Source organism: Natronoglycomyces albus, from assembly GCF_016925535.1.
GTDB lineage: Bacteria > Actinomycetota > Actinomycetes > Mycobacteriales > Micromonosporaceae > Natronoglycomyces > Natronoglycomyces albus.
This window is the reverse complement of sequence record NZ_CP070496.1, coordinates 2,944,564-2,955,609: the sequence shown is the minus strand read 5'-3', so window position 1 is coordinate 2,955,609 and position 11,046 is coordinate 2,944,564. Positions and strand designations below refer to the sequence as shown.

Here is an 11,046-nt window from a genome sequence, read left to right as displayed (position 1 = left end):
TACGTCGCGACCCCAGCTGTCCTCGATCGAGGCGCAGCGCCGTTGGTTGGCATTGCGCGGGTCCGGACTAATCGGCGGCGGTCAGGGCGTCTTGGATTCGGTTCGGCAGCAGCTTTTCCAGTTCCCGCACTAGTGGCAGGTCAGCGCGGAGCCAGGGGACGTCGTAGAGGGTCTCGGCGCTAAGCCACCGCACTTCGAGGTGTTCAAGGGCTTGTGGAGTGTCGTCACTGTGGCGCAGACGGGCTAGGTAGACCTTGAGAATGTAGTCGTCCTTGATGGGAATATCGACGCCTAGGCGGGGGCCTACGTAGATGTCGACGCCGACTTCTTCGATGCATTCTCGGCGTAGGGCGTCCACTTCGGTCTCGCCGGGTTCGACCTTACCTCCGGGAAACTCCCATTGGCCTCGCATGGGGGCGGGCTCGGCGCGGGAAGCGGCCAGGACCCGTCCGTCGTCGGAGATGATTGCTGCCCCGACGATGGTCCTTTTGTTGTTCATGGGCTCAGTTTAGTGCGATCGATCCGGGCAGGATATTTTCGGGGCAACCCTGTGCAGTTGTCTCGCAACACGAAGAGTGGTGCGCAAATAGTGTTTCTGCGACTCCCTTGCGTCGAGTTCTTCGCGGCTATCATCCGAACGGATGATCGATGTTTAGACGAACAGATTGTTCTGTCGTGTTTGCGCCCTGAATTAGTCGACTGGCGTCACAAAGGCAGTACTAAAGGCCAAGTTGTCTGATTTGTGACTCTGGACAAGTGGCTCTGAAGCAGGAACACTCGGGAAGTGAAGATAAAGAACTGGCGACAATTCGGGAACAGATGACAAACAGGGCTCATCTGCGAGCGCGATAGACAATCGACCCAGTATCGATTCTACTTCGTGAGATACCGAATGCCTCCATGGAGGCTTGCTCCTCGGCGCGGATTCACCGCCACCGGCGGAGCTGGTCACGACCTCGACTCTACGTCGGGTCGTTATGGGCGCCAGATTCATGTGCCACTGCCGATGTTGTAAAGATGGCCAACCACGAACAAGGTGACAAGGTGCTGGACGACGCGCTGCAACAGCTGCGAGGCTGGGTCAATGACGACACCCGGCTGTGCCGAGAGCTACCCATCGACGAGAGCCAACACGCGGCTCTCAAAGAACGCATCAAGATTGTGTCGGACACTCTAGGAGTTCGGCCCGACGTCACGCGCCAATCCGGGGTGACGTTGATCGAGCTGAGCCGCCCAGATGGAGTCAACGCCAACGACGTGACTTTCGCGGGGCGGGTCGAAGACGCCTACCGGGTGATTGCCGGGGACGCCTTTGGCGACCATGAGGCTTCGCTACCTCGTCAAGGCTCGCGTTTGGGACGTTGGTTCAAACGCGCCGTGTAGGAGTCCGCTGCCACCACCTCTGCGCGCGCTGTGCCATCACCCCATCTATGAGACGGCCCCGGCTGTCATTGCCTGTTTAGCGACTGTGCCACTCGGAGGCGAGCATCCCGAAAATCAGCTCTGTGCCCCGCACCCCATCCCGTATGTCGTTCTCGACTAGGCGGGCCTCTTGGCGCATCCCCAAGCGCCGACACAGCGCGACCGAGCCGCGATTTTCTTCGTCGAGGCGGGCATAGGCCCGGTGGAAGCCGTAGGTGTCAAATGCCAGCCTTAGCAGCGCTGTGGCGGCCTCTGTGGCGTACCCTCGCCCTTGGAATTCAGGGTGGAAGATGTAGCCGATCTCGACTTGGCCTGCGGCGATGCTTTCTATGCGCAGCCGCACTTCCCCGATGACGCGGGGATCCTCGGGGCGGGTTACGGCCAATTGCAAGTCGTCATTGTCGGCGGCGAATGTTGCCTTTGCTTGAATGGAGAGGTCTTGCGCGGTCGTCTCGCGGGTCCACGGCTGGATCAGGTAGAGGTATTTGGCGACCTCGGGGAGCTGTCGGTAGGAGAACACATCGTCTGCGTCTGGTGGGCCGAACCGGCGCAGAATGAGACGCTCTGTGGAGTATGGAAAAGGGTCAATGTCGGTGTTGAGTGCCGTCGTCTTAGGGCTCATGGATACCTCGTGTGCAAGTAGAGAGAACTTGGTGGCACCTATGCCGTTCACAGTGGACCGGCAACCCGTTTTCAGGTTTGGGTACCACAGTGGCCCGACGGCGGAGGCGGATGTCTTCCTTACGTGGCACCGCGCTGATTTAGGCACAGGCAGACTTCATTGCCTTCGGGGTCGGCTAGTACGCAGTAGCCGATGCCAGCGGGGCGGCGGAACGAACTTCCCCACCATCGGTTCCCTTGAGATCGCTCAGCAGGGTGCCACCCGCATTGAGGGCAGCCTCAATGCGGGGCTGGAGCTGTTCGGGGCTGAGGTGGATATCGAAGTGAATGTTGTTGCGTTGGCTTCGGGCTTGGTCGGCTTGCTGGAACCACACCGATGGTAGGCCCCGATTGGGGTCGATCAGGCTGAAGGGGCCGATGGATTCATAGCCCATGAGTGCCATCCAGAACGCTTTCACCTTGGGAATGTCAACCGCGTCGATGGCGATTTCCATTGTGCTGACAGAAGCTGCCTCTAGGGGCACGTCTGCCGCTGCCTCTAGGTCCTCAATGGCTTTGGCCAGCTCGATGTGTTCGGGATGGACCCCGGCGCGCATGGACGCGGCTAGTCGCAGGTGAACGGTCGGTGTGCGCAGGCAAATCTCCGCTTCGAGGTCGTGCTTATCGGCCAGCTTCCCAACAGAGGCGGCAAAGTTCACCGCGTCTGCGTAGCTCTTGGCGCGCCCCTGAATCTCGATACCGCCCAACAGGTAGCGCTACGAGGGTGCTTGTTGGCTGATGTGGGTGTGTGTCAGTTCTGTCATCGTGGTTTCCTCAGCTGATCGTGCCAGGTTCTTTCGGGCTTCGCCGATTGTAGCCAAGTTGATAGTGGACAAAAGTCGACTGAGGACGCTGGGCCTTTCAGTCGGCCAAGGGAACGTACAGATCGGTTCGGAGGGCCGACGGTTCGACATCGGGCGTCGGCTCGGTCACGTAGAACTCCCAAAAGGGCAAGTCGGGGGAGTGGCCGTTTCCGGTGACCCAGTCCATGAAGGAACCCCAGGCGTCTGGCAGCCCGTCGTAGGCCCCGATATAGGAGACAGTGGCGATTCGGTTGCCTGGCAGCGTGGAGGGGCTGACACTGAGCTGATCGGAGATGAGGACCTCGTCGATGAGTTCCTTGTCGACAGGGAAGCCCACCTCGAAGTCTGCGGTCTGGTCGGGGATGCGACGGTGCAAGGCGAAAGCGGGACCGATGGGGTTGATGTCGTTCTCTTCGAGAATGCGGATGATGGCGTTGAACGATTCGTCCATAAATAGCGGCATTTCGGCCATGGCGAGCTGTGAGTTGGCCACCACGACGGTGGGAAAGTCGTCGGTTTCGATAATGCGCGGTTTTATATGTGGAGCGTCATTGAAAAAGTGGTGTTCGCTCACGGTGTTCTCCTCGCCTATTCCGAGGCTTGTGCAAAAGACACTTTCGGCGTTCTCGTCGACTCGTTTACCTGTGTAAACTTCGCCTCCTGCGGCCTTGAATTCGCGCTTTCGCACCAGCCTCTCCGTAGCTTGTTCATTATTCTCGCAGCCTTCAGCGGTACTTGTCACCGTATCGACAAGCTGCGACATTCGCTGTCCGCGTACGCATTCGCGTCGCGCTTTTCTGGTCGAACTTCCATCTTCGTTGACGGGGTGGTCCATGCCAGAGGCCAAAAAAATAGGCATATATCACTCTAAAGGTGCATATCAGACTTCGAGGGCTTCTCCGTAGCCGTCGCTCCCAATGGCCCCGCCCTTAGCCTCCCCTAGGAGTAATTGTCGCCGCAAAGCCAAAAGCGGTAGCGTCACTGGTAATCAGACCAGGAAGGTAGGCATCGACGTGGCAGACGAAACGCAAGCCCCCGAACAAGCCCGACCCACCTCCGCGGTGCCGCTGGGGCGAGCAGTACAGAGCCGGATCTACCGTGAGGGCCTGTCCGGCCGTCGCCAAGCCGCCCCCACCAACCCCGTCGCGTTGCAAAACGCGGCGAAAAAAGCGGTAGACGCTCGCAGCTGGGGGTACATTCAGGGCGCGGCCGGGGCCGAACGTACCGCCTCGGCCAATGTCGCCTCGTTTAGCAAGCGACGCATCATCCCTCGTATGTTGCGCGACGTCTCGGACCGGAACCTGCGCAGCACCGCCATCGGAATCGACTTCCCCACGCCACTGCTGTTGAGCCCGATCGGGGTGCTGGAAGTCGCACACCCCGATGCCGACCTAGCCGCCGCGCGAGCCGCCCGCGCCACCGGTACCCCTATGACGGTTTCCTCGCAAGCGTCGGTGCCCATGGAGGCCATCGCCGAGGAGCTGGGCGACACTCCCTGGATATTCCAGTTGTACTGGAGTCGCAACGATGACCTCGCGTTGAGCTTCGTGCGGCGAGCTGAGAAGGCGGGAGCCTCCGCCATCGCCGTCACCGTCGACACGCACATGCTCGGCTGGCGCACCCGCGATCTCGACCATGGTTTCCTGCCATTTGCTCATGGCATGGGAATCGCCCAATACACCTCCGACCCGGTCTTTCAGGACCTAGTGGATCGCCGTGTTGCCGAGGTTAAGCCGCAGGAGACGCCGCGACCGACCCCGCAGGCGATGCGGGCGCTAATGACCATGGCCAAGCGCTACCCGGGGAACTTCCGGGAGAACCTGCGTTCGCCCTACCCCAGGGCGGCCGTGGAGACCTTTCAGGAGGAGTTCTCGCGACCCGACCTCACGTGGAGCGACTTGAGCTTCCTGCGGGAGCACACGCGGTTGCCCATCATCCTCAAGGGAATCCAACATCCAGACGACGCGCGGCAGGCCCTCGACAGCGGCGTGGACGCGATCTGGGTGTCCAATCACGGTGGACGGCAACTCGATGGTGCGATCGCCTCCATTGACGCACTGCCTGGCGTCGCCAAGGTGGTCGACTCCGCCGTGCCGGTCATCTTCGACAGCGGAGTCCGTAGCGGAGCCGACGTGTTTCGGTCGCTGGCGCTGGGGGCCGACATTGTCGGCCTGGGTCGTTCCTATACCTACGGTCTAGCGGTGGGCGGAGCCGAGGGAGCTACGGCGGTTCTAGACGGATTCAACGCGGAGCTGGACATCACGATGGGCCTAGCCGGGGTTTCGGATGTGGAGAACATTACGGCCGAATGCCTCACCGACGCCGGGTGAGAAAACCGTTTGGTGTCCCGCTGCGGGGCGTACACAATTGAGCTATGCCAACACTGACCGACCCCGACGTGACATATCAAGCTGCCTTCCTTTCGTCCTGGGACGACTTTGCCGCTGCTGGGGAAGAGGCTGACCAGTTGATGGGGGCGTGGAGTTCTCGCAATATCGACTACACTCGCGACCTGCTGGCCACTGAGGACGGTTTCACGATGCTGGTGGCCGACCTGCTTTCCGACCGCTCCGAGATACCGGAGTCCTCCAGCATGGTTCCGCATTCGGCCCTGTGGTGGGTCGAAGGTGACCGCTGGATTGGCCGCACATCGATTCGTCACGAACTCAACGGCTTCCTGCTGGAGATGGGCGGCCACATCGGCTACTCGGTGCGCCCCGGTGAGCGCGGCAAGGGCCATGCCACCGCGATCCTCGCCGCCTCCCTGGCCTACGCCGCCGGCCTAGGTATCGAAGAAGTCCTGGTGACGTGCTCGGACGACAACATCGCGTCGCGCCGCACTATCGAGGCCAACGGAGGAGCGCTCGAAGACGAACGCCATGGCAGGCTCCGCTACTGGATAGCTACGGCCTGACCTGGCCTTGCTGAGTGATATGGCTCTGAACAGCGAACATATTGAAGAGTCCCTCGCCGAACTATCGGCGCAGATAGGGCGTCCCTTGCGGGTGGTCCACTCGCTCGCGGGCGGACAGCATGCTCGGACGTTCCTGGTCTCCGATGGAGTCGACGAGTACGTGGCCCGCGTCTTTCCCCCAGAGGACACAGCAGCAACGCACGAGGTCGGCATCCTAGAACGCCTGGAACCCTTGGGCGATGCCGTTCCACATCTCGTCGCGGTCGCTGGCGCGGCCTCGCCGGTCGTCCTCACCACGCGTGTCCCCGGATCAACACCGCACCCCCAGCTTCCGCCAGAAGCCATGGCTGCTCCACTGGCCCGTATGCTCGCCCGCATACACGCACTCGATGGATCTGGGCTTCGACTAGCCCCCGCCCGAGTCCCGCCCGGAGACAGCCCGATCGCTCAGGCAGCCCAGGCCGAGTGGGATCGCCTCGACACAAGTGAACGCGTCCTGACGCACTACGATCTCTGGATTGGAAACACACTCTGGCAGGCGAGGAAGCTGACGGGCGTTGTCGACTGGTCGGGCGCGCGCCACGCGCCGCGAGCCGTTGACCTCGCTTGGTTTCGGCAAGACCTCGTGTTGCTTGGCTCCGTCGCGGCGGCCGAGTCCTTTCGAGCCGAGTACGAGCGCATCTGCGGGCCGGTCAAGGACCTTGAACTGTGGGACCGGCAGGCGGCCGCGCAGGCCGACCCCGCAGTCGAGGCGTGGGCGGCCAACTATGTTGGCATCGGACGACCCCAGATCACGGCCCGACTGCTACGCCAGCGCCTTAATGCATGGTCGGCACGTCTCCTTCGAGCGATCTAGATTAACTGGGGCCAAGAGACGCTGGCAGAATCGCCGATGTGAACGAACTGAAGCTGGCAGACCGCACCTTTTCCGTCACGCGGGCACGCGAAGATGACGTGCCGACGATCGTGGCCCTACTGCGCGACGATGTGCTCGGCGCGGGGCGCGAGTCTGACGACCTGAGCCCGTACCGTGCAGCCTTTGCCGCCATCGACGCCGACGCGGCCCAGTTCCTCGCGACCGTGCGAAACGAAGACGGAGAGGTCGTCGCCACGATGCAGCTGACCCTGATCCCCGGACTCTCGCGTGCGGCGGCGCTGCGCCTCCAGATCGAGGCGGTGCGGGTGGCTCGTTCGGAGCGAGGCACTGGCCTGGGCACCGCCATTTTTCACTGGGCCATCGAATATGGCCGGGAGAGGGGTGCGAAGCTGGTCCAGCTCACCACCGACGCACAGCGCCCAGACGCGCGACGTTTTTACGAAAGCCTGGGCTTTGTCGCCTCCCACGTGGGCATGAAGCTCGCTCTCGACTGAGCTCGCCCGCCGCTATTCGAGCCCTCAGTGCCCCGGCCTCCGTGCGGGTGAGGGCTATGTCTCATGTGGTCGATTCAGTCTTGACCCTCACGTAACGGGAGGCCCAAGACTGTCAGCATGAAACATTACCCATCTCCGGTCCCCGACCCGGGCCCTAATGCGGTCGCTCCCGACATCTACCGGGAGCTCTACCTGATGCCGATGTTCGTGATCATCCCCAGCGTCGATATCGAGCAGTCGAAGGACTTCTGGTGCCGCGGGCTGGGCTTCGGCGACCTGTTCTCGGCCCCCCAGCTGACCCATCTGCGCCGCTGGGCGTTCCAGGACGTCCTGCTGGTGCCCGCCGACCAGGTCGAAGAGACGCCGTCGTCCACCGTGAGCTTTGCCTGCGTCCACAACCAGTTGGACCAGATAGCCACCCGCTGCGAAGAACTCGTACCCGGATGCACTAGTGGCCCCGACGAGAAGCCATGGAACGCCGTCGAGCTGACCGTCACCACACCCGAAGGCGCGCGCGTCGTGATGACGGCCGCGCTGCCGCTTCCCACCGCAGGCCCGCAAGCGGAGAACCTGCTCGACCTGGGAATCGACCTGCCTGGAACGTGAGTGCCGAGCTGCTGTGAACCGTGTCGTTTTCCCGCCGGTGCGATACATTCGGGTGATGAGGCGGGAACCCTTTCAGCCAGAGACCGATACTGAGCGGCTCACGGTTGGCCGGTTGGCGGCGCTCGTCGGCGTCAGCGTCCGAACCTTGCACCACTGGGACGACATCGGGTTGGTGCGTCCGAGTAACCGCACGTGGGCGGGGTATCGCGTGTACTCCGATGAGGACGTCGCCCGAATCCACCGGGTGCTGGTCTACCGCGAGCTGGGCTTCATCCTCGCCGACATCAAACACGTCCTAGACGACCCGAACGCGGACGTGCAAGACCAGCTGCGGAAACAACGTTCGCAGCTGGTCGAGCGCATCTCCCGTTTGCAAGACATGGTCGGCGCGGTCGACCGCATGATGGAAGCTTCCGCCACCGGCATCCGCCTGAGCCCCGAGGAACAGGTCGAGATCTTCGGCAACGACTGGGACCCGGCCTGGGCGGACCAGGCCGAGGAACGCTGGGGCGGCAACGCCCAGTGGAAACAGTATGCCGAGCGCGCCGCCAACCGGACACGTGAGGACTGGAAGATCATCGCCACCGAGTCCCACGCGTTCAACGCCGATCTGGTTGAGGCGAAGCGCGCCAATGTCTCGCCCGGTTCGGCGGAAGCGAACGCGCTGGCCGAACGACACCGGGCCATGATGTCGCGCCACTTCGACTGCACCCACGCGATGCAGGTGTGCCTGGGGCACATGTTCGCCGAGGAGCCCGGCTACACGGAGTACTACGACGCGTTGGGGCCGGGCCTCACTCTGTGGTTTCATGACGTGATCCGTGCAAACGCGCAGGCTAACGGAGTAGATCCGGACAGCGCGACCTGGGAATGACGGCCGGCACGCTGTGCAACAAACCCGGCCGGGCCATCGGCTATGGAACGAGGGTTGCCGGTGCTCACTGGAAAATAACCATATGACGGACTGAGCATTCGTTGACATAATGGGCGCATGAGCACATCCGAGGAACTTATCCACCGCCACGTCGCATCGTTCAACGCCGCAGATCCCGAGGCGCTACTGGTCGACTTCACCCCGGACGCCACCTGGGTGACCGGGCAATACACCGTCCCCGAAGGGCAGCTGCGCGAGTTCTTCACCACCGCGATGGAAGGCCTCACCCCGCACTTGCGCCTCCACCGCATCATTGACGGAGGCGACACGGTCGCAGCTGAAATGACCGAGACTTGGACGCACGAGGGCAACGAACGCACAGCCGCCCTCATCGCTGTCTTTGACGTGGTAGACGGCAAGATTGCTCGCGCCAAGATCTACCGAGAGGGCTCGGCAGACGCCTAACCTCGCGCCCCGCAAACGCCGAAACCAACGGTGTGGAGCGGGTGACCGGGGAACAGCCGCCTGAGGGCAAACGTTCCAGCCCGATCATCGACATGCGCACAATGCGGCTACATCCAGGGCCGTAATGGTCACTGGTCGGACGCTGACGCGGCTGGCACATGGGAGACCCGATAGCGAAGCAGGACGCCGCCAGTATCAAGGGGGCGGGACTCGATGAGACTGAGCGGACGTTTAGCGGCACCGTGTTTGAAATGTGGTGTTCCGGAACCAAGCACCACCGGTGCGACGCCGAGCAATAGTTCGTCGACCAGATCGGCCGCAAGCAAAGAGTCCACCAGATTCGCGCTGCCGAAGACGTAAATGGGGCGGTCGTCCAGTCGCTTGCGGCGCTGCAAATCTCCGATGGGGTCTGAGGTGGCCTCGGTGTTGTTCCACTGCGGATCGGTCAGAGTACGGGAGGCCACGAGCTTGGGAATGGCGTTCATGTACTGGGCGATCTCCGACTCGGTCGTGTCGGTCGACCAATGAGAGGCCATCCCCTCATAGGTGGTCCGCCCGAAAACGAGTAGCCCCGCCTCTTGCCCGATTCGCAGACTCAACTGGCGCAAGTCCTCACCCCAGATATGTTCATGGAGCCGCAGATCCCACCGCTGGTCTCCTTCGAAATACCCATCGACCGAAATGACATTCCACACCACAAGCTTGCCCATTATGGACTCCTCTTGGGTCAGTTAGAGCTGGTTACATCAAGAGACTAGCTTGAAAAGGTGACACTCCCGGCAGGCTCTCCATTGAGGTGCCCGGTCGCGGCGACTCACGACTGTCCTGTGCGTGGAACACCCGAACCACCGAGTCTAAAAACCATCTGACCGCGCTGCCCCTAGAAGTGGCGGCCGCATTTCCCATCGAGAGAGCCCGCGGCCATAGCCAAAGTCAGGAGCCCTCATAGCGGAAGACAAGGGCGGCAGCCCGGTCCCGCAAGGCGGAGCGCAACGAATCGGGGGCGAGAACCTCGGCATCGGTGTCAAGCTGCCACAACGCCCAAACCGCGTGCCGCAGATCTTCAAAGGTTACCTCCAGCCGAACCCAGCCGTCAGCCTCACGCTCCTGGGCTCGGACGGCCCGCGCTGTTTTCAGTAGCTCATCTTGCCGCGTGGGGTTGACCCGCACCAGCACCGAAAGATGGTTCTTAGAGAGAAACCGTGCGCTACGTTCGGCCCAGATGCGGTCCAGGTCAACCTGCCCTCGACGTTCCGCAGGCTCACTTAGCTCTTCGGCCTCCAACACGCGCGACAGACGATAGGTGCGATCCGCATCGGATTTGGTAGCCAGCAAGTAGGTCCGGCCGCGAACAGTGACCAGACCGATGGGGTCAACGGTGTGCCAGCGGGGTTCCTTATCCGGCGCGGCGTAGAGAAAACGGAGCTTATGCCCAGTGAGTACCGCCCGTCGGACCTGGGCCATCACCGCACCCGCCACTTCCTCCGAAGCCTCACGTCGCGACAGCAGATCGGTTTCCGGCTCGACCAGGAACCGCATAGAGGCCTCGTCAAGGTTCGATCGATGCCCCTCGGGCAGGGCGTCGACCACCTTGCGCATTGCTGAGGCCAGCGCGGTGCTGAGGCCGAAGACCTGTTCACCGCGCCCCGATCCAGCAGTCAGAAGCGCCAAAGCCTCCTCATGATTCAAGCCAGTGAGTTCGGTGCGAAAGCCAGGTAGCAGCGAGAACCCACCATGTCGCCCGCGATCGGCATAGACCGGGACACCCGCCGTCGACAGAGAATCGATATCGCGCAGTACGGTCCGAGCGGACACCTCCAGCTCACCGGCCAGCTCGTCCGCAGTCATCCGGCCGCGCTGGCGCAGCAGCAGCACCAGCGAGACCAACCGATCCGCACGCATAGCCTCATTCTTACCAAAAAACATGACAC

At 62.2% G+C, this 11,046-nt stretch carries 14 protein-coding genes; 8 read left to right on the top strand and 6 right to left on the bottom strand.

The features are described 5' to 3' along the window. Positions 1-67: 67 nt before the first annotated feature. Positions 68-499 (bottom strand): (deoxy)nucleoside triphosphate pyrophosphohydrolase, encoded by a 432-nt coding sequence (locus tag JQS30_RS12740; protein WP_213170627.1) that lies wholly within the window; start codon positions 497-499, stop codon positions 68-70. Positions 500-1,017: 518 nt separating this feature from the next. Here JQS30_RS12740 and JQS30_RS12735 point away from each other — a divergent pair. Further along, entirely contained in the window at positions 1,018-1,383 is a 366-nt protein-coding gene (locus JQS30_RS12735) for a hypothetical protein (RefSeq protein ID WP_213170626.1), read from the top strand. 76 nt (positions 1,384-1,459) lie between these two features. Here the strand turns inward: JQS30_RS12735 and JQS30_RS12730 are convergent, their stop codons facing one another. The 3 genes from JQS30_RS12730 to JQS30_RS12720 all read right to left on the bottom strand — a co-directional run bounded on the left by JQS30_RS12730 (position 1,460) and on the right by JQS30_RS12720 (position 3,744). Next, entirely contained in the window at positions 1,460-2,044 is a 585-nt protein-coding gene (locus JQS30_RS12730) for a GNAT family N-acetyltransferase (protein WP_213170625.1), read from the bottom strand. Between the two features lie 175 nt (positions 2,045-2,219). After that, positions 2,220-2,789, bottom strand: coding sequence for a VOC family protein (locus JQS30_RS12725; RefSeq protein WP_213170624.1), 570 nt, complete (start codon positions 2,787-2,789; stop codon positions 2,220-2,222). A 154-nt stretch (positions 2,790-2,943) separates the two neighbouring features. Continuing rightward, complete coding sequence (locus JQS30_RS12720) at positions 2,944-3,744, bottom strand: GyrI-like domain-containing protein (protein ID WP_213170623.1); 801 nt, start codon at positions 3,742-3,744, stop codon at positions 2,944-2,946. A 154-nt stretch (positions 3,745-3,898) separates the two neighbouring features. Here JQS30_RS12720 and JQS30_RS12715 point away from each other — a divergent pair, with 154 nt between their 5' ends. The 7 genes from JQS30_RS12715 to JQS30_RS12685 all read left to right on the top strand — a co-directional run bounded on the left by JQS30_RS12715 (position 3,899) and on the right by JQS30_RS12685 (position 9,115). Next, a complete protein-coding gene (locus tag JQS30_RS12715; protein WP_246497912.1) occupies positions 3,899-5,215 on the top strand; it encodes an alpha-hydroxy-acid oxidizing protein in 1,317 nt (438 codons plus the stop codon). A 44-nt stretch (positions 5,216-5,259) separates the two neighbouring features. Then, positions 5,260-5,799 (top strand): GNAT family N-acetyltransferase, encoded by a 540-nt coding sequence (locus tag JQS30_RS12710; protein ID WP_213170621.1) that lies wholly within the window; start codon positions 5,260-5,262, stop codon positions 5,797-5,799. 19 nt (positions 5,800-5,818) lie between these two features. Next, positions 5,819-6,655 carry a phosphotransferase family protein gene (locus tag JQS30_RS12705; protein WP_213170620.1) on the top strand — a complete coding sequence of 279 codons (837 nt, stop codon included), beginning with the start codon at positions 5,819-5,821 and terminating at the stop codon, positions 6,653-6,655. A gap of 38 nt (positions 6,656-6,693) precedes the next feature. Next, entirely contained in the window at positions 6,694-7,170 is a 477-nt protein-coding gene (locus tag JQS30_RS12700) for a GNAT family N-acetyltransferase (RefSeq protein ID WP_246497911.1), read from the top strand. 117 nt (positions 7,171-7,287) lie between these two features. Beyond that, entirely contained in the window at positions 7,288-7,776 is a 489-nt protein-coding gene (locus tag JQS30_RS12695) for a VOC family protein (protein ID WP_213170619.1), read from the top strand. A 55-nt stretch (positions 7,777-7,831) separates the two neighbouring features. Beyond that, positions 7,832-8,650 carry a MerR family transcriptional regulator gene (locus JQS30_RS12690; protein ID WP_213170618.1) on the top strand — a complete coding sequence of 273 codons (819 nt, stop codon included), beginning with the start codon at positions 7,832-7,834 and terminating at the stop codon, positions 8,648-8,650. Positions 8,651-8,767: 117 nt separating this feature from the next. Further along, positions 8,768-9,115 (top strand): nuclear transport factor 2 family protein, encoded by a 348-nt coding sequence (locus JQS30_RS12685; protein WP_213170617.1) that lies wholly within the window; start codon positions 8,768-8,770, stop codon positions 9,113-9,115. Between the two features lie 128 nt (positions 9,116-9,243). Here JQS30_RS12685 and JQS30_RS12680 read toward each other — a convergent pair whose 3' ends face one another. Beyond that, the gene (locus JQS30_RS12680) at positions 9,244-9,825 is read right to left on the bottom strand and encodes a dihydrofolate reductase family protein (protein WP_213170616.1); all 582 of its coding nucleotides are present in this window, start codon (positions 9,823-9,825) and stop codon (positions 9,244-9,246) included. A 223-nt stretch (positions 9,826-10,048) separates the two neighbouring features. Continuing rightward, positions 10,049-11,017 carry a helix-turn-helix transcriptional regulator gene (locus JQS30_RS12675; RefSeq protein WP_213170615.1) on the bottom strand — a complete coding sequence of 323 codons (969 nt, stop codon included), beginning with the start codon at positions 11,015-11,017 and terminating at the stop codon, positions 10,049-10,051. Positions 11,018-11,046 lie beyond the last annotated feature (29 nt).